Source organism: Aromatoleum toluclasticum ATCC 700605 (assembly GCF_000378245.1).
In the GTDB taxonomy this organism is placed as follows: Bacteria; Pseudomonadota; Gammaproteobacteria; order Burkholderiales; family Rhodocyclaceae; genus Aromatoleum; species Aromatoleum toluclasticum.
Genome location: NZ_KB899493.1, coordinates 265,061 through 282,514, shown reverse-complemented (window position 1 = coordinate 282,514; position 17,454 = coordinate 265,061). Strand labels below are relative to the sequence as shown.

Below are 17,454 nucleotides of genomic sequence, written 5' to 3'. Positions count from 1 at the left end.
CGATCCTCCTTCAGGCTGCGATGTCGGCGGCGCCCGCGACCGACTTCGCGAACCAGTCGATCAGCGAAGCCTCGATGTATTCATGCGCATAGTCCTCGACCGCGGCGATGCCCGCCGCCGCGAGATCCTTGCGCGGACAGTGGCCGATTTTCGCGACGAACACCGCGCCACAGCCGGCCAGCGCTTCGACGATCCCAGGCAGCGCCTCGTCATCGTCGTAACCGCCCTGGCAGTACAGCGATACCTTGCGATGACCGACGAACTTCGCGCCCGCGGCCGACACCTCGTACACCTGGAACTCCTCGGCGTGGCCGAAATGCTGGTTGATCCGCCCTGACCCCTTGGTCGCGACCGCCACCAGCCGCGTCTCGGCCGTTGTCCCGAGCTGCGCCCGCGCCGCCTCCGCCGCATCGCTCTGGTCCGCGCGCTCGCGCTCGACGAAGCTGCGATAGGCCGCACGCGACTCGGCAACCGCCGCCGCATCGACCCCGGCCGCGATCGCGTCGATGTTCTGCGACGTGAACTCCGCGCCGCGATCCTCGCCCAGCATCCCCACCGCATCGGCGCGGCACTGGCGGCAGTGACGCATCATCTGCATCTCGCCCTCGCACGCATCCTGTAGCGCCTTCAGCTCCGCCGGCGTCGGCCCGCGCTGCCCCGTCAGGCCGAAATGCGTGCCGTGCGCCGGGTCCGAGATCAGCGGCATGATGTTGTGCAGGAAGGCGCCGCGCGACTTCACCGCCGCGTTCACCTCGGCGAGATGGCGGTCGTTGATCCCCGGGATCATCACGGAATTGACCTTCACCAGCACATCGGCCGCCACCAGCATCTCCAGTCCCTGCATCTGCCGTTCATGCAGGATGCGCGCCGCCTCCAGCCCGCGCCGGCGCTTGTGTTCGAAGAAGATCCACGGATAGATCAGTGCGCCGACCTCCGGATCGATCATGTTGATCGTGATCGTCACGTGGTCCACGCCCAGCGCCTTGATGCGATCGACGTGATCGGGCAGGGCCAGCCCGTTCGTCGACAGACACAGCCGGATGTCGGGCGCGGCCTTCCGGATCAGCTCGAAGGTGCGGAACGTCTTCTCCGGCAGCGCCAGTGCATCGCCCGGACCCGCCACGCCCACCACCGACAGCTGCGGAATCTGCGCGGCCACCGCGAGCACCTTCTTCGCCGCCAGCTCAGGCGTCAGTTTTTCCGATACGACGCCCGGCCGGCTCTCGTTCGCACAGTCGTACTTGCGGTTGCAGTAGTTGCACTGGATGTTGCAGCCCGGCGCCACCGCCACGTGCATGCGCGCGAAGTGGTGGTGCGCCTCCGCGCTGTAACAGGGATGGTCGTGGACGCGGTCGCGCACATGCTGCGGCAATCCGGCGGAACTGCCCGACCCGCAGCCGCCCTTGGTCGCGGTGCCGCAGCCGCCCGCGCGCGACGCGGCCGTTCCCGCGACGGCGAGCGGAATGATCTTGCGGGCAGGGGTTTCGGGCACAACGAGGCCTTGCGGTGACATGGGGGAACTCCCTTCGCAGTGGTCCATCAGGCCGCAACGGCGCGAATGCACGCCGCGCAGCGTCTGCGGGGATCACTGCAATGCCTGTGCCAGTGCCGCCATATCGACGCAATAGATTGAAAATAAAGAACTATATTGACCGCATCGACTCTGCGGCGCGATGTCGCATCTGCGACAGCAATGTCGCGTCGATGTCCGGAATGTCGTCCCTGCGCCGTCGTTGCAGCAGCCCGCGCGCCGCACGCGCAAACCGTCGTCCGGGCGCGGAAAGGCCAGACAAGACAAGGCCTTGCGTGCCGGCCCCGACCTCGCCCAGCGCCGTGGCGCACTTCTTGCGGAAAGGTGGCTGAACCGCCTTACCCACTGTCACTGCACGAGAGATCCAACATGACCACGCCGACCCTGTTCAGCGCCCTCGACGGCAAGCTCCTGTCACCCACCTTCTCCGGCCCCACCGGCAAGACCGCCCGCTACGGCTTCCGCGGCGAACTTGGCCTCAAGTTCCCGCCCTCGCTCGCCGGTGAAAAGCGTCCCCCCGAGATCAAGGCCGACCAGGTCATCCTCGCCGTCGAAGGCGAAGCCGTGAGCTTCCTCGCCCTGCACGTCGATTCGCTCGCCCACCTCGACGAAGTCCGCGCCACCTTCGGTGCCGCGCTCGTCCCGGCGGGCAAGTATTTCATCTTCGCCGGCAACGTCGACATCTCGAAGAAATACCTGCTCGACCTCGACGGCGTCAGCTTCCACGTCCTGCCGCTCGACGAGGCGACCGTCTACAACGAGCTCCTCGACCTGCTGTACCTCGAAAAGGGCGACCTCAAGAAGATGTCCCCGGAAGCCAAGATCGACGTCATCGTCGACGCCGCCGCGAAAATCGGCGGCGGCTTCCCGCGCGTCGAGTACGCGCAGGCGCTCGCCGAGATGGGACCGGTCAAGGTCGCGGACAACCGCCCCGTCTAAGCGGCCCACGAGCCACCCACCTACGGAGCCCCCGGGCGCGGGCGGATCGAAGCAATCCACCGTCAAAGCTGCTTCACCTCCACGTTGTACTTGCGCAGCGCATAACCGATCTGCCGCGGCGTGAGCCCCAGCAGCCGCGCCGCTTTCGCCTGTACCCAGCCGCAGCGCTCCATCGCATCGACCAGACGCTCGCGCTCGCTGGCCGGCACCCTGCCGGCTGTGACCTCGTCGCCTGGCTCGCCTGCCGGTGTTGCAGGCGTCGTCCGAGCGGGCGGCGCACTGCGTGCCGGCACCCCGATCACCGGGAAGCACGCCCGCGACTGCGCGCTCTCCAGCAGCACCGCCGAGAAGCACTGTCCCTTCTGGCAGCGCATGTCGACCTCGCGGATCGTGTTCGCGCGCGTCATCGTCGCCGCGCGCTGGATGCAGTTCTCCAGCTCGCGCACGTTGCCCGGCCAGTTGCACTGCTGCAGGATGTCCAGCGCCCCGGGCGTAATCGTCAGTTGGCGGCGGTTCTCGCGGTTGAAACGGTCGAGGAAGAAATCCACCAGCAGCGGGATGTCATCCTTGCGCTCGCGCAGCGACGGCATGAAGATCGTCACCACGTTGAGGCGGAAATACAGGTCGGCGCGGAATTCGTTCCTCTGCACCATCTCTTCCAGGTTGCGGTTCGTCGCCGCCACCAGCCGCACGTCTGCGCGCAGCGTCTTGTTCCCCCCGACGCGCTCGAACTCCTGCTCCTGCAGCACGCGCAGCAGTTTCGCCTGGAAGGCCGGCGAGATGTCGCCGATCTCGTCGAGGAAGATCGTGCCGCCTTTCGCCAGCTCGAAACGCCCCTTGCGCTCCGACGTCGCGCCCGTGAAAGCGCCTTTCTCGTGGCCGAAAAGCTCCGACTCCAACAGCGTCTCCGGCAGCGCCGCACAGTTCAGCTTCACGAATGGGCCTTTTGCGCGCGGCGACAGGTAATGGATCGCATGTGCGATCGCCTCCTTGCCCGTGCCCGATTCTCCGCGCAGCAGCACCGTCGCCCCGGACGGGGCCGCCTGATGCACGTCCGCGAACACTTCCTTCATGCGTTTCGAGCGCCCTACGACGTTCTCGATGTCGTAGCTGCCTTGCAGCTGCTTCTGCAGGCGCGCGGACTCCTCGATCAGCACCTGCCGGTCGGCGGCGACCGACTGGTGCAGGCGATAGGTCTGCGCCAGCAGGTTCGCAACCAGAGACAGGATGCGCACGTCGCGCTCGAAGTTCATCGGCTGTTCGGCGTCGGGATGGCGGTCGGCCGAGAGAATGCCGATCACCCCACGGTCCAGCTTCAGCGGCACGACGACGTAGGACACCCCCGCGAGTTGCTGCGGGTCGCGCCCCGTGCGGTTGGTGAAGTTCGCATCCGCGGCGATGTCGGGGATCACGATCGGCGAACCGCTGCGGATCACCTTCGAGATCACACCCATGCCGGGGTCGAGGACGGGTGCCTCGCTCATCGGCCAGGGCACGCCCGCCGCACCAAGAATGTGCAACTGCTCGTCTGTCTGCACCAGACCGACCAGGGCGTGGCGCATGTGGAGTTGTGTCAGCAGCAGGCGCAGTACGCTCTGCACACATTGCCTGAAGTCGAGCGATGAGGTCAGTACCTTGCTGATCTCGTAAATTGTCAGCAAATCGATATCGGATGTGCGTCGATGATGGCCGGAGTAGGTCATGGCGGAGTCCATATTTCCCTGTTTGTGCCATGGTCTTCCGCAAGAAGCGCGCCACGCTTGCTGCAGTGCAAAAAAAGCGACTGTCTGACGGGGCTGAGGCAGGCGTGCCGTTTTCGGTGCGCTGGGAGCCTGTCAAGAAAAACTGCTAGAATCACGAGCTACGCTTTTTGCGCCCAATTTTTCGCTGACCGATTCAAACCGGAGTTTTTTCAAATGGCTATCGAACGCACCCTGTCCATCATCAAGCCCGACGCCGTCGCCAAGAACGTGATCGGCAAGATCTACCAGCGCTTCGAGGATGCGGGCCTGAAGATCATCGCCTCGAAGATGGTGCACCTGTCCGAGCGTGAGGCCGGCCAGTTCTACGCCGTGCACAAGGAGCGCCCCTTCTTCAAGGATCTGGTGTCCTTCATGATTTCCGGCCCGGTGATGATCCAGGTCCTCGAAGGCGAGAATGCCATCGCCAAGAACCGTGACCTGATGGGCGCCACGGACCCGAAGAAGGCCGCTGCGGGCACCATCCGCGCCGACTTCGCCGATTCGATCGACGCCAACGCCGTTCACGGTTCGGACGCGCCGGAAACCGCCGCGGTCGAGGTGTCGTTCTTCTTCCCCGGAATGAACGTTTACGCCCGCTAAGCCTCTCAGGGCTACGCCCGCGCATCGGCCCGCGCACTTCGTGCGTCGCGGGCCGATTGCATTTTGAGGGCAGCACAGGAAATACATGGAAACACCGGTCAATCTGCTCGATTTCGACGTCGACGGCCTCGTCGCCTGGTTTGCCGAGCGCGGCGAGAAGCCCTTCCGCGCGCGCCAGGTGATGCGCTGGATGCACCGCTTCGGCGAAACCGAATTCGACAACATGACCGACGTCGCGAAGAGCCTGCGCGCGAAGCTCGCCCAGGAGGCGTGCATCCGCCCGCCGCAAGCCATCCGCGACACCGTATCCGCCGACGGCACCCGCAAGTGGCTGCTCGACGTGGGCAGCGCGAACGCGGTCGAGGCCGTATTCATCCCCGAGACCAATCGCGGCACCCTGTGCATCTCGTCGCAGGCCGGTTGCGCGCTCGACTGCGCCTTCTGCTCGACCGGCAAGCAAGGCTTCAACCGCAACCTCTCGGCCGCCGAGATCATCGGCCAGCTGTGGCTCGCGAACAAGCTGCTGGGCGGCACCTCGACGCCGGCCGGCGCGAAGGACGCCGAGGGCGAGCCGGATAACGGCCGCGTCATCAGCAACGTCGTCATGATGGGCATGGGTGAGCCGCTCGCGAACTTCGACAACGTCGTCACCGCGCTGCGCCTGATGCTCGACGACCACGCCTACGGTCTGTCGCGCCGCCGCGTCACCGTGTCGACCTCCGGCATCGTCCCGGCGATGGACCGCCTGCGCGACGAATGCCCGGTCGCGCTCGCCGTGTCGCTGCATGCGCCCGACGACGCGCTGCGCGACCGCCTCGTGCCGATCAACCAGAAGTACCCGCTGCGCGAGCTGATGGCCGCGTGCCGGCGCTATCTGGAACGCGCCCCGCGCGACTTCGTCACCTTCGAATACGTCATGCTCGACGGCGTCAACGACTCCGACGCGCATGCGCGCGCGCTCGTCGCCCTCGTGCGCGACGTGCCGTGCAAGTTCAACCTGATTCCGTTCAACCCCTTCCCGAATTCCGGGTTCGACCGCTCCCAGCCCGAACGCATACGCCGCTTTGCAGGTATCCTGATCGATGCGGGCATCGTCACGACCACCCGCAAGACCCGCGGCGACGACGTCAATGCCGCGTGCGGCCAGCTCGCGGGGCAGGTTCAGGACCGCACGCGCCGTACCGTTCGCCTTGTCAAACCGATGGAGGATCGTGCATGACCCGGCTCTTCGTGAAGCTGTCGCTTCCGCTCTTGGTGCTGGCGCTTGCCGGCTGCAACGCCACCATGAACGCCGCCGGCACGCCGCTCGCGGATCGTCCCGTGGCGGACACGCCGGTGTCGGGCAAGGGCGAGGCGACGGCCAAGGTGCACGCCGAGCTGGGTGCGGCATACCTGCAGCTCGGCAACTACGCCGTGGCGCTCGACGAAGCGCGCGTGGCGCTGCAGAGTCAGTCCAGCTACGCGCCGGCCTATCACCTGATAGGGCTCGTGTACATGGCCATCGACGATCCCAACTCGGCGCGCGAGAACTTCAGGCGAGCGCTCGAGATCGCGCCCAACGACCCGGAATTCAACAACAGTTTCGGCTGGTTCCAGTGTCTCAACGGCAACCCGCAGGACGGCCTGGCGCGCCTCGCCTCGTCGGCGCGCAACCCGTATTACCGCACCCCGACGCGGCCCTACACCAACGCGGGCCTGTGCCATCTGCGCCAAGGCGACGACGCTGCGGCGGAGGCGGAGTTCCGCCGCGCCGTGCAGGCCGATCCGGCGAACCGTCAGGCGATCTACCAGCTCGCCGGCATCGCATACCGGCGCGGTGTCTACAACGTCGCGAGCGCCCTGTTGGTCGACCTGCACCAGCAGGGCGAACCGACGCCGCAATCGGTGTGGCTGGGACTGCGCACCGCGCGCCGCCTGGGCAACCGTGACGCCGAAGCCAGCTACGCGGCACAGCTGCGCGGCCGCTTCGCCGACAGTCCCGAATACCAGACGATGATTCAGGGAAATTACGAGTGACAGAAGTGCATCTGGACCGGCAGGAGGCGGCATCGTCCGACCTGGCTGCCGAGATGGGCGCGCAACTTCGGCAGTTGCGCGAAATCCGCGGCGAAACGGCAAGCGACGTCGCGCATTCCCTCAAGCTGACCAGCCGGCAGATCGAGGCGATGGAGGCGGGGCGGCTCGATCTCCTGCCCGGCGCGGCGTTTGCGCGCGGCTTCCTGCGCAACTATGCCCGCTATCTCGGTGTCGATCCGGCGGCCGTGCTTGCCGCCTTCGAGTCCGACGTCATGCCGCAAACCGTGGAACTCGCGCCGGTATCGAATGCCATAGGCGTCATGCCCAGCGGCAGCGGCGGGCGTTCGATGCAGATCCCCGTCGGGCTGATCGCCGGTGCGCTCCTGCTCGTCGTGCTCGTGGGCTGGTACTTCGACTGGTTCCGCATGCCTGCGGAGAATGCCGAAGTCGCAGAAGGCGTCGTCGAATCGGCAGCGCCGTTGACTCCCGCCGTGACCAGCGCCGCAGCGGCGCCGCAAGGCCAGGTGTCGGAATCCGCGCTCGCCGCGAGTGGTGTCGTGCCCTCGCTTCCGGTTGCCACCCCGGTAGCGCCGGCAATGCCTGCGCCGGCAGCCGCGCCTGCGGGTGCTCCCGCTGCAGCAGCTTCTGTGGCAGCACTTCCTGCGCCGGCCCCCGCGGCCGCGCCGGGCGTCCCGCCGGCAGCTCCCGCCGCACAAGCTACGGCACCGGTTGCAACGGCGCCGGCCGCTACCGCGCTTCCGGCCGCAGCGCCCGCCGAGGGCGTCGAGCACATCGTGTTCCGTTTCGAAGGCGAATCGTGGATCGAGGTGCGCGATGCGCGCGGTTCCATCGTCTATTCGGGTGTCAATGGCGCCGGCAGCTCGCGCACCGTGCAGGGCAAGCCGCCCTTCGCGCTGGTCGTCGGCAACGCCAGACAGGTGTCCCTCGACTACCGCGGCAAGCCGTACGACCTGAAGCCGCACGTACGCGTCAGTGTCGCAAGATTCACCCTGGAGTGAGCTGAATTGGCTACAACCCCCACCTCCGACAATCACGCCGGCCCCCTGCCGCGTCACCGTACGCGCCAGGTCCGCGTCGGGCACGTCCTGATCGGTTCCGATGCCCCCGTCGTGGTGCAGTCGATGACCAATACCGACACCGCGGACGTGCTCGGCACAGCGATGCAGGTCGCCGAACTCGCACGTGCGGGTTCGGAGCTGGTGCGCATCACCGTCAATAACGAAGCCGCCGCGAAGGCCGTTCCGCACATCCGCGACCGCCTGCTCGCGCTGAACATGGACGTCCCGCTCGTCGGCGACTTCCACTACAACGGCCACAAGCTCCTCACCGACTTCCCCGCGTGCGCCGAGGCGCTCGCGAAGCTGCGTATCAACCCGGGCAACGTCGGCGCGGGAGCCAAGCGGGATCCGCAGTTCGCCGCGATCGTCGAACTCGCGTGCAAGTACGACAAGCCGGTGCGCATCGGCGTGAACTGGGGCAGTCTCGATCAGTCCGTGCTCGCGCGCGTGATGGACCAGAACGCGAAGCTTTCCGCGCCCCGCGACGCCGGCGCCGTGATGCGCGAGGCGCTGGTCGTCTCCGCACTGGAATCTGCCGCCAAGGCCGAGGAATACGGGCTGGGCGCGGATCGCATCATTCTCTCGGCAAAGGTGTCGAGCGTGCAGGATCTCATCGCCGTGTATCGCGAGATGGCGCGCCGCTGTGACTACCCGCTGCATCTCGGCCTGACCGAGGCCGGCATGGGCTCGAAGGGCATCGTCGCCTCCACGGCCGCGCTCGCCGTGCTGCTGCAGGAAGGCATCGGCGACACGATCCGCATCTCGCTCACGCCCGAGCCCAACGGCAGCCGCACGCAGGAAGTCGTCGTCGCGCAGGAGATCCTGCAGACCATGGGCCTGCGCGCCTTCACGCCGATGGTCACCGCATGCCCCGGTTGCGGCCGTACGACCAGCACCTTCTTCCAGGAGCTCGCGTCGACGATCCAGACCTACGTGCGCGAGCAAATGCCGGGATGGCGCGAGCAGTACGACGGCGTCGAGAACATGACGCTCGCCGTCATGGGCTGCGTCGTCAACGGCCCCGGCGAGAGCAAGCACGCCAACATCGGCATCTCGCTGCCCGGCACCGGCGAGACCCCGGCCGCGCCCGTGTTCGTCGACGGCGAAAAAACGGTTACGCTGCGCGGGGACAGCATCGCCGCCGAATTCATCGCCATCATCGATAACTACGTCGCGACCAAATACACAAAAAAGGCGGCCTGAACCGTCCACCTATGACTGAAAAGAAACCTGTAATGCAGACGCTGCAGGCCGTGCGCGGGATGAACGACATCCTGCCCGACGACGCCGAGGCCTGGGAACATTTCGAAGACATCGTGCGCGACTGGTTGCGCAGCTACGGCTACCGCCCGATCCGCATGCCCATCGTCGAGCCCACGCCGCTGTTCAAGCGCGCGATCGGCGAAGTCACCGACATCGTCGAGAAGGAGATGTACTCCTTCGAGGACGCCCTCAATGGCGAGCTCCTGACGCTGCGACCCGAAGGCACCGCCTCGTGCGTGCGTGCCGCGATCCAGCACAAGATGCTGGCGACGGGCGCACAGCGCCTGTACTACCACGGGCCGATGTTCCGTCACGAGCGCCCGCAGAAGGGCCGCTACCGCCAGTTCCACCAGATCGGCGTCGAGGCGCTGGGCTTCGACGGTCCCGACATCGACGCCGAGCACATCCTGATGTGCGCGCGCCTGTGGGACGACCTCGGGCTCGAGGACGTCAGGCTCGAACTCAACTCGCTGGGGTCGAGCGAGGAGCGTGCGAGCCACCGTGCCGAGCTGATCGCCTACCTGTCCGCGCACGTGGATCGCCTCGACGAGGACGGCAAGCGCCGCCTGCACACCAACCCGCTGCGCATCCTCGACACCAAGAACCCCGAGCTGCAGGAGCTCGTCGAGGCGGCACCGAAGCTGATCGACTTCCTCGGCGAGGAGTCGCTCAGGCACTTCGACGGTGTGCAGTCCCTGCTCAAGGATGCCGGCATCCCGTACCGCATCAACCCGCGCCTGGTGCGCGGCCTCGACTACTACAACCGCACCGTGTTCGAATGGGTCACGACGCGGCTCGGTGCCCAGGGTACGGTGTGCGCGGGCGGCCGCTACGACGGGCTGGTCGAGCAACTCGGCGGCAAGTCCGCCCCGGCGGCGGGTTTCGCGATGGGGGTCGAGCGCCTGCTGGCTCTGTGGCGCGAGGGCGGCGGCGAGATCGAACGCGCCCAACCCGACGTCTACGTCGTGCACATGGGCGAGCAGGCCCAGCGCCTCGCCTTCCGTGCGGCTGAGGCGCTGCGCGGCTACGGTTTCGCGGTGCTCACCCATTGCGGTGGCGGCAGCTTCAAGTCGCAGATGAAAAAGGCCGACGCCAGTGGCGCGCAGCTCGCTGTCGTCATCGGCGACGACGAGGCCGCGGCGGGCGAGGTCGGCCTGAAGCCCCTGCGCGGTCCTGGCGGCCAGCAGCGCGTCGCCCTCGAAGCCCTCGGCGACGTCGTCGCCGAATGTCTATTTACTGAAGAAGAAGAGGAAAACGATGGCAGTGTATGACCTCGAAGAGCAGGAACAGATTTCCGAGCTGAAGGCCTGGTGGGTCCGGTACGGCAATCTGGTGACTGCGATCGCAGTGGCTGCCGCGTTGGCCTCCGTCGGCTGGCAGGGTTTCCAGTATTACAAGAACCGGCAGGCCGGCGACGCTGGTGCGCTGTACTTCGCGCTCGAGCAGGCGATGATGAAGGGCGACGCGCAGAAGACGCGTGAAGCCGCCGGCCAGCTGATCGAAAAATTCCCCTCATCCGCCTATGCGGAACTGGCTGCGCTGGCCTCGGCCGGCGTGCAGATCGACAAGGGCGATGCGAAGAACGCCCGCGCCCAGCTCGAATGGTTGCTTGCCAAGGGCAGCGACCCCGCGCTGAAGGACATCGGCCGCCTGCGCCTTGCCGCCGTGCTGCTCGACGAGGGCGCTTACGACCAGGCGCTTGCGCAGCTGACGAACGCTCCGGCCCCGGCCCTGAAGGCGCGCTTCGAAGACCTCCGCGGCGACGTGCTGGCGGCGAGCGGCAAGCCCGCCGAGGCCCGCAGTGCCTACCAGGCTGCGCTCGATGCGCTGGCGGCGGAAGGCGCCGACGGCAGCGAAACCCTGCGCGAAGTCATTCGCGTCAAGCAGCAAGCCCTGGAGGGCTGAGCGATGAAGCGACCGTTCACCGCGCTTGCCCTCGCGGCCTCGCTGGCACTGCTTGCCGGCTGCTCCTCGCTCAACCCCTTTGCCGAATCGGGACCGAAGCCGGCCAAACTGCCCGACTTCAAGGCCTCGGTCGAATTGCGCCCGCTGTGGCAGGCGCGCATCGGCAAGTCCGGCCCCTACGTGTTCCAGCCCGCGGTCGTCGGTGAGGACGTCTATGCCGCCGCCCACGACGGCGCCGTCGCGCGCTTCAAGGACGGCAAGGCCGTGTGGACGGTCAATGCCGCCAAGCGCCTGTCCGCAGGCGTGGGCAGCAACGGCAAGCTCGCGGTCGTGGCTACCACGGCCGGCGAGGTCGTCGCGCTCGACGCGGCGAACGGTGCCGAGCGCTGGCGTGCCGCGATCGGTGCCGAAGTGCTCGCCGCCCCCGCGGTGGGAGACGCCATCGTCGTCGTGCGCTCCTCGGACAGCCGCCTCATCGGCCTGGATGCTGCCACCGGCTCGCGCAAGTGGGTGTTCCAGCGCGCGACGCCGCCGCTGTCGCTGCGCAGCTTTGCCGGTGTCACGCTGGAAGGTCCGGCCGCCGTGGCCGGCTACCCTGGCGGCAAGCTCGTGGCGGTGAGCCTCGCCAACGGTGGCCAGCTCTGGGAGCTGACTGTCGCGACGCCCAAGGGCGCGACCGAACTCGAGCGCGTCGCAGACGTCGCCGGAACGCCGGTGATAGGCCGCAAGGAACTGTGCGCCGTCGCCTACCAAGGGCGTGCCGCGTGCTTCGACGCCACCAACGGCAATGCGCTGTGGTCGCGCGATTTCTCCAGCAGCGTCGGCATGGATCGCGACAGCCGTTTCGTCGTGATCACCGACGACAACGATGCAGTCCACGCGCTCGACGGCTCCAGCGGTGCGAACGTGTGGAAACAGGACACGCTGGCGCGCCGCGTGCTGTCGCGCCCGCTGATCGTCGGTGATTTCGTCGCGGTCGGCGACTTCGAAGGCTATGTCCACCTGCTCAAGCGCGAGGACGGCAGCTTCGCCGCGCGCACCCGCGCCGACAGCAGCTCCGTTACCGCCGACCCGCGCCGTTTCGGGCGCGACGGCTTCGTCGTCCAGACGCGCGATGGCGGCATCCATGTGTATGAGGCCCGCTAAGCGGGAATGAGCGCTTGAAACCCACCATCGTCCTCGTCGGTCGCCCCAACGTCGGTAAATCGACGCTGTTCAACCGACTCACGCGCACGCGCGACGCCCTCGTCGCCGACCAGCCTGGCCTCACGCGCGACCGCCACTACGGCATCGGCCGCGTCGGCGACCGCGATTATCTGGTCGTCGACACCGCCGGCTTCGATCCGGTCGCCAAGAGCGGCATCATGCACGAGATGGCCCGTCAGGCCGAACAGGCGATCGCCGAAGCCGACGTGCTGCTGTTCCTCGTCGACGGCCGCGCCGGCCTGACGCCGCACGACGAGCAGATCGCCGCGCGCCTGCGTCGCGCCGGGCGCCCCGTGCATCTGGTCGTGAACAAGGCCGAGGGCATGGAGCGCAGCATCGTCGCCGCCGACTTCCATGCGCTCGGCCTCGGTGCGCCGCTGCCGGTGTCGGCCGCCCACGGCGACGGCGTCAAGCTGCTCATCGACATGGTGCTCGGCGAGTTCCCGCTCGACGAAGAGCCGGAAGAGGCCGAGGGCCGCGGCCCGCGCATCGCCATCGTCGGCCGCCCGAACGTCGGCAAATCGACGCTCGTGAACAGCCTGCTCGGCGAGGAGCGCGTCATTGCCTTCGACATGCCGGGCACGACGCGCGACGCCATCGCGGTCCCGTTCGAGCGCGAAGGCCGGAACTACACGCTCATCGACACCGCCGGCCTGCGCCGCCGCGGCAAGATCTTCGAGGCCGTCGAGAAGTTCTCCGTCATCAAGACGCTGCAGGCGATCGAGCAGTGCAACGTCGTCGTGCTGGTGCTCGATGCGTCCCAGGACATCTCCGACCAGGACGCCCACATCGCCGGCTTCATCCTCGATTCGGGGCGTGCCCTGGTCGTTGCGGTGAACAAGTGGGACAGCGTGGACGACTACCGCCGCGAACTGATCAAGCGCGCCATCGAGCACAAGCTGGGCTTCCTGTCCTTCGCACGTTTCCATTACATCTCCGCCCTCAAGGGCGCAGGCGTCGCCGCGGTCATGAAATCGGTCGATTCCGCCTACGCTGCGGCGATGGTGAACCTGTCGACGCCGCGTCTGACCCGTACCCTTCAGACCGCGCTCGCGAAGCAGGCGCCGCCGCGCAGCGGCATGTTCCGGCCGAAGATGCGTTACGCCCACCAGGGCGGCAACAACCCGCCGATCGTGGTGATCCACGGCGCCGCCCTGGACCAGATACCCGCATCCTACGTGCGCTTCCTGGAACGCACGTTCATGGAGGCGTTCAAACTGCAGGGCACGCCGTTGCGGATACAATTCCGCACCTCGCACAATCCGTATATTGGCAAAGATTAGATTCCAACTCCGCACCGGGATCGATTGCGTGTACAAATGTGGCAGTGCAGCATGAAATCCTTTACATTCACAATAAAACGCAGCCTCGAGGTTTGAAAATGAGCAACAAAGGGCAACTTCTACAAGACCCGTTCCTGAACACCCTGCGCAGGGAGCATGTCCCCGTGGCGATCTATCTGGTCAACGGCATCAAGCTGCAGGGCCAGATCGAATCCTTCGACCAGTACGTCGTGCTGCTGAAGAATACCGTCACCCAGATGGTGTACAAGCACGCGATTTCGACCGTCGTGCCCGCACGTCCGGTCAACATCCAGCAACAGGACTCGGGTGACGGCAATAGCTGAGTCCCCGCGGCGCCCCATGGACGCCAAGTTCCTCCATGTTTGAGCGCCCCGATGCCGGTGAGCGCGCGGTACTCGTCCAGCTCGACCTGAACCAGGGCGCGCTGGACGAGCGCCTTTCCGAACTCAAGCTGCTCGCACTCAGTGCCGGCGCGAGCGTTGAGGCCGTCGTCGGCGGGCGGCGGGCACGGCCCGATCCTGCACTATTCGCCGGGCGTGGCAAAGTCGACGAGATCGCCGAAACGTTGCGCGTCCACGACGCCGATTTCGTCATCTTCAACCATGCGCTGTCGCCCGGGCAGCAGCGCAATCTCGAACGCTCGCTGCAGTGCCGCGTCGTCGACCGCACGGCCCTGATCCTCGACATCTTCGCGCAGCGCGCGCGCAGCCACGAGGGCAAGCTGCAGGTCGAACTCGCGCAGCTCGACCATCTCTCGACGCGCCTCGTGCGCGGCTGGACCCACCTGGAGCGCCAGAAGGGGGGTATCGGCCTGCGCGGCCCGGGCGAGACCCAGCTCGAGACCGACCGCCGACTGCTCGGCAAGCGCGTCAAGGTGCTCAGGGAGCGTCTCGCCCAGATCGAGAAGCAGCGCCGCGTGCGCCGTCGCGGGCGGGAAGGGCGCAACGTGTTGTCGGTGTCGCTCGTCGGCTACACCAACGCCGGTAAATCGACGCTGTTCAATTCGCTGACGAAGGCCGGGGCGTATGCCGCCGACCAGTTGTTCGCGACGCTCGATACGACCTCGCGCCGGCTCTATGTGGGCGAGGGCGGCAATGTCGTCCTGTCGGACACCGTGGGCTTCATCCGCGACCTGCCGCACGCGCTGGTTGCAGCCTTCCATGCGACGCTAGAGGAAACTGCGAACGCAGATCTGCTGCTGCATGTCGTAGACTCCGCGAGCGAGGACCGCGAGGCCCAGATCGAGGCGGTCAACACCGTCCTGGCCGAGATCGGCGCGGGCGGCGTCCCGCAGATCATGGTCATGAACAAGATCGACCTGACCCCCGCCGAGCCCGGGGTCCAGCGGGACGAGTATGGTAAGATCGTACGCGTTTTTTTGAGCGCCAGAAGTGGCGAAGGGCTTGGGCTGCTGCGCGAGGCCCTCGTCGAGGCAGCATGCAGCGCAGCGGCGGACGCACCGGGCGATTCCGTCGGGATAGCGCCGGATTTCACCGATAAAGACCCAATTCAAACGTGATTACAGGCGTTCTAATGTCTCTCAACGATCCACGCTGGGGTAACAACCAGGGGAATGGCGACGACAAGCGCGGCGACGACAGGCGCGGAGGCAATCAGGGGCCTCCCGACCTCGAGGACCTGTGGCGCGATTTCAATCAGCGACTGTCAGGCATGCTCGGCGGCAAGCGCGGACCGCGCGGCGGCGGAGGTGGCGACGGTGGCGGACCGCAGTTCCCGCAGCTCTCGTTCAGGCAGTTCGGTGGCGGCATTGGCGCGCTGCTGGGCCTGATCGCCGTGATCTGGCTGGCGAGCGGTTTCTACATCGTCGATGCGAACCAGCGCGGCGTCGTGCTGCGCTTCGGCAAATATGTCGAGACCACCGATCCGGGCCTGCGCTGGCGCCTGCCGTATCCGATCGAGAGCAGTGATGTCGTCGACCTGACCGGTGTCCGCACCGTCGAGGTCGGCTATCGCGGTTCCGAGCGCAACAAGATGCTGCGCGAAGCGCTGATGCTCACCGATGACGAGAACATCATCAACATCCAGTTCGCGGTGCAGTACGTGCTGACGAGCCCGGAGAAGTACCTGTTCAACAACCGCTATGCGGACGAGTCGGTGATGCAGGCGGCCGAATCCGCGATGCGCGAGATCGTCGGCAAGAGCAAGATGGACTTCGTGCTCTATGAGGGGCGCGAGCAGATGGCCTCCTCGGCGCACGAATCGATCCAGAAGATCCTCGACCGCTACGACACGGGTATCCAGATCAGCCGCGTGACGATGCAGAACGCCCAGCCGCCCGAGCAGGTGCAGGCCGCGTTCGACGATGCGGTCAAGGCTGGCCAGGACCGCGAGCGCCTGCGCAACGAGGGTGAGGGCTACGCCAACGACGTCATCCCGCGCGCGCGCGGCACGGCCTCGCGTCTGATCGAGGAAGCCAACGCCTACCAGGCCCGCGTGGTCGCGAACGCGGAAGGCGACGCGAGCCGCTTCACGCAGATCCTGTCCGAGTACCGGCGCGCGCCTGAAGTGACCCGCGAGCGTCTGTATCTCGAAACGATGCAGCAGGTTATGTCGAAAACCAGCAAGGTCATGGTCGATGCGAAGGGCAACGGCAACCTCCTGTTCATGCCGCTCGACAAGTTGATGCAGGGCGCTGCCACGCAGGGGGCGCATGACGCGACCCCCACGGCGGCGTCCGGTCCCGCAACTCCCGCACCCGCGCCGCGGGCCGATAGTTCGACGGATTCACGCAGCCGCGACGCGATGGTGCGCGATCGTGAACGGGGAGAGCGCTGATGCGTGACAAGATGCCGATTTTCGCCGGTGTGCTGCTGCTGATCGCAGTACTTGCCTCGATGACGCTGTTCACCGTGGACCAGCGGCAGTTCGCCGTGGTGTTCCAGCTCGGTGAGGTCAAGGACGTTATCGACAAGCCGGGCCTGAACGTCAAGTGGCCGATGATCCAGAACGTGCGTTACTTCGACCGCCGCATCCTGACGATGGATACGCCGGAGCCCGAGCGCTTCATCACCGCCGAGAAGAAGAACGTGCTGGTCGACCACTTCGTGAAGTGGCGTATCGTCGATCCCCAGCTCTATTACGTTTCGGTTGCGGGTGACGAGGCGCGTGCGCGCATCCGGCTGCTGCAGACCGTGAATGCGGGCCTGCGCGAGGAGTTCGGCCGCCGTACGGTGCATGACGTCGTGTCCGGTGCGCGCGACAAGATCATGGAAGACATGCGCACTCGTGCCGACCAGGATGCGCGCAAGATCGGCGTGCAGATCCTCGACGTGCGCCTCAAGCGTGTCGACCTGCCGCTCGAAGTGTCCGAGTCCGTCTATCGCCGCATGGAAGCGGAGCGCAAGCGCGTCGCCAACGAACTGCGATCCGAGGGCGGTGCGATCGCCGAGAAGATCCGTGCCGACGCCGATCGCCAGCGCGAGGTCATCATCGCGGAAGCCTACCGAGAGGCGCAGCAGGTCAAGGGTGGCGGCGACGCCAAGGCCACGGCGACCTACGCTCAAGCCTACGGCCAGAGCCCCGAGTTCTATTCCTTCTACCGCAGCCTCGAGGCTTATCGAGAAAGCTTCGCGAACAAGAACGACGTGATGGTCGTCGATCCGAGCTCTGAGTTCTTCAGGTTCATGAAGGATTCCGGCGGAGGCAAGAAGAACTGAGCTCATGAGCAACAAGCTTTTGATGGCCTTCGCACTGATGTTGGTGATCGAAGGCATCCTGCCCTTTGTCGCGCCAGCCGCCTGGCGCGAAACTTTTTTGCGGCTCGCGCACATGGCCGACGGCCAGATCCGTTTCATCGGACTGACCTCGATGCTGATCGGCGTGGTGCTGCTGTTTCTGTTCTCGTGAGT

At 66.4% G+C, this 17,454-nt stretch carries 17 protein-coding genes; 15 read left to right on the top strand and 2 right to left on the bottom strand.

Annotated features, from left to right (window positions below; genetic code table 11):
- Positions 1-10: 10 nt before the first annotated feature.
- Entirely contained in the window at positions 11-1,513 is a 1,503-nt protein-coding gene (gene nifB / locus F464_RS0106810; RefSeq protein WP_018989040.1) for a nitrogenase cofactor biosynthesis protein NifB, read from the bottom strand.
- Between the two features lie 387 nt (positions 1,514-1,900).
- On the opposite strand from nifB, the gene F464_RS0106805 reads away from it, so the two are divergent.
- Positions 1,901-2,470: a hypothetical protein gene (locus F464_RS0106805; protein ID WP_018989039.1), complete on the top strand. Its 570-nt coding sequence runs from the start codon at positions 1,901-1,903 to the stop codon at positions 2,468-2,470.
- Between the two features lie 62 nt (positions 2,471-2,532).
- Here F464_RS0106805 and nifA read toward each other — a convergent pair whose 3' ends face one another.
- Positions 2,533-4,131: a nif-specific transcriptional activator NifA gene (gene nifA, locus F464_RS0106800; RefSeq protein WP_232428847.1), complete on the bottom strand. Its 1,599-nt coding sequence runs from the start codon at positions 4,129-4,131 to the stop codon at positions 2,533-2,535.
- A gap of 255 nt (positions 4,132-4,386) precedes the next feature.
- Between nifA and ndk the strand changes: the two genes are divergently transcribed.
- The 14 genes from ndk (at position 4,387) to F464_RS0106730 (ending at position 17,452) form a co-directional block, all read left to right on the top strand.
- Complete coding sequence (gene ndk, locus F464_RS0106795) at positions 4,387-4,812, top strand: nucleoside-diphosphate kinase (RefSeq protein WP_018989037.1); 426 nt, start codon at positions 4,387-4,389, stop codon at positions 4,810-4,812.
- Between the two features lie 85 nt (positions 4,813-4,897).
- Positions 4,898-6,031, top strand: a complete 1,134-nt coding sequence (gene rlmN, locus F464_RS0106790; protein WP_018989036.1) for a 23S rRNA (adenine(2503)-C(2))-methyltransferase RlmN — start codon at positions 4,898-4,900, stop codon at positions 6,029-6,031.
- Positions 6,028-6,828, top strand: coding sequence for a type IV pilus biogenesis/stability protein PilW (pilW, locus tag F464_RS0106785; RefSeq protein ID WP_018989035.1), 801 nt, complete (start codon positions 6,028-6,030; stop codon positions 6,826-6,828). The genes rlmN and pilW overlap by 4 nt, the downstream gene beginning before the upstream one ends.
- Positions 6,825-7,847, top strand: a complete 1,023-nt coding sequence (locus F464_RS0106780) for a RodZ domain-containing protein (protein ID WP_018989034.1) — start codon at positions 6,825-6,827, stop codon at positions 7,845-7,847. Before pilW ends, F464_RS0106780 begins: the two co-directional genes overlap by 4 nt.
- 6 nt (positions 7,848-7,853) lie before the next feature.
- Positions 7,854-9,110 (top strand): flavodoxin-dependent (E)-4-hydroxy-3-methylbut-2-enyl-diphosphate synthase, encoded by a 1,257-nt coding sequence (gene ispG / locus F464_RS0106775; RefSeq protein WP_018989033.1) that lies wholly within the window; start codon positions 7,854-7,856, stop codon positions 9,108-9,110.
- A 32-nt stretch (positions 9,111-9,142) separates the two neighbouring features.
- On the top strand, positions 9,143-10,441 hold the full coding sequence (gene hisS / locus F464_RS0106770) for a histidine--tRNA ligase (RefSeq protein WP_018989032.1): 1,299 nt from the start codon (positions 9,143-9,145) through the stop codon (positions 10,439-10,441).
- Positions 10,428-11,075: a tetratricopeptide repeat protein gene (locus F464_RS0106765; RefSeq protein ID WP_018989031.1), complete on the top strand. Its 648-nt coding sequence runs from the start codon at positions 10,428-10,430 to the stop codon at positions 11,073-11,075. The genes hisS and F464_RS0106765 overlap by 14 nt, the downstream gene beginning before the upstream one ends.
- Before the next feature lie 3 nt (positions 11,076-11,078).
- Positions 11,079-12,221, top strand: a complete 1,143-nt coding sequence (bamB, locus tag F464_RS0106760; protein ID WP_018989030.1) for an outer membrane protein assembly factor BamB — start codon at positions 11,079-11,081, stop codon at positions 12,219-12,221.
- Positions 12,222-12,235: 14 nt separating this feature from the next.
- Complete coding sequence (der, locus tag F464_RS0106755) at positions 12,236-13,564, top strand: ribosome biogenesis GTPase Der (protein WP_018989029.1); 1,329 nt, start codon at positions 12,236-12,238, stop codon at positions 13,562-13,564.
- A gap of 98 nt (positions 13,565-13,662) precedes the next feature.
- Positions 13,663-13,908: an RNA chaperone Hfq gene (gene hfq / locus F464_RS0106750; protein WP_026295813.1), complete on the top strand. Its 246-nt coding sequence runs from the start codon at positions 13,663-13,665 to the stop codon at positions 13,906-13,908.
- A gap of 35 nt (positions 13,909-13,943) precedes the next feature.
- Complete coding sequence (gene hflX, locus F464_RS0106745) at positions 13,944-15,104, top strand: ribosome rescue GTPase HflX (RefSeq protein WP_018989027.1); 1,161 nt, start codon at positions 13,944-13,946, stop codon at positions 15,102-15,104.
- Between the two features lie 14 nt (positions 15,105-15,118).
- Complete coding sequence (hflK, locus tag F464_RS0106740; protein WP_018989026.1) at positions 15,119-16,381, top strand: FtsH protease activity modulator HflK; 1,263 nt, start codon at positions 15,119-15,121, stop codon at positions 16,379-16,381.
- Positions 16,381-17,262 carry a protease modulator HflC gene (hflC, locus tag F464_RS0106735; RefSeq protein ID WP_018989025.1) on the top strand — a complete coding sequence of 294 codons (882 nt, stop codon included), beginning with the start codon at positions 16,381-16,383 and terminating at the stop codon, positions 17,260-17,262. The genes hflK and hflC overlap by 1 nt, the downstream gene beginning before the upstream one ends.
- Positions 17,263-17,266: 4 nt before the next feature.
- Positions 17,267-17,452, top strand: a complete 186-nt coding sequence (locus F464_RS0106730; RefSeq protein ID WP_018989024.1) for a DUF2065 domain-containing protein — start codon at positions 17,267-17,269, stop codon at positions 17,450-17,452.
- Positions 17,453-17,454: the final 2 nt, after the last annotated feature.

Bases quoted from the DNA above. Each gene is read 5' to 3' on its own strand.
- hisS (WP_018989032.1), top strand. From the start codon at position 9,143: ATGCAGACGCTGCAGGCCGTGCGCGGGATGAACGACATCCTGCCCGAC.
- F464_RS0106805 (WP_018989039.1), top strand. From the start codon at position 1,901: ATGACCACGCCGACCCTGTTCAGCGCCCTCGACGGCAAGCTCCTGTCA.
- pilW (WP_018989035.1), top strand. From the start codon at position 6,028: ATGACCCGGCTCTTCGTGAAGCTGTCGCTTCCGCTCTTGGTGCTGGCG.
- hflK (WP_018989026.1), top strand. From the start codon at position 15,119: ATGTCTCTCAACGATCCACGCTGGGGTAACAACCAGGGGAATGGCGAC.
- nifB (WP_018989040.1), bottom strand. From the start codon at position 1,513: ATGTCACCGCAAGGCCTCGTTGTGCCCGAAACCCCTGCCCGCAAGATC.
- hfq (WP_026295813.1), top strand. From the start codon at position 13,663: ATGAGCAACAAAGGGCAACTTCTACAAGACCCGTTCCTGAACACCCTG.
- F464_RS0106730 (WP_018989024.1), top strand. From the start codon at position 17,267: ATGAGCAACAAGCTTTTGATGGCCTTCGCACTGATGTTGGTGATCGAA.
- ndk (WP_018989037.1), top strand. From the start codon at position 4,387: ATGGCTATCGAACGCACCCTGTCCATCATCAAGCCCGACGCCGTCGCC.
- F464_RS0106765 (WP_018989031.1), top strand. From the start codon at position 10,428: ATGGCAGTGTATGACCTCGAAGAGCAGGAACAGATTTCCGAGCTGAAG.
- hflC (WP_018989025.1), top strand. From the start codon at position 16,381: ATGCGTGACAAGATGCCGATTTTCGCCGGTGTGCTGCTGCTGATCGCA.
- rlmN (WP_018989036.1), top strand. From the start codon at position 4,898: ATGGAAACACCGGTCAATCTGCTCGATTTCGACGTCGACGGCCTCGTC.
- bamB (WP_018989030.1), top strand. From the start codon at position 11,079: ATGAAGCGACCGTTCACCGCGCTTGCCCTCGCGGCCTCGCTGGCACTG.
- hflX (WP_018989027.1), top strand. From the start codon at position 13,944: ATGTTTGAGCGCCCCGATGCCGGTGAGCGCGCGGTACTCGTCCAGCTC.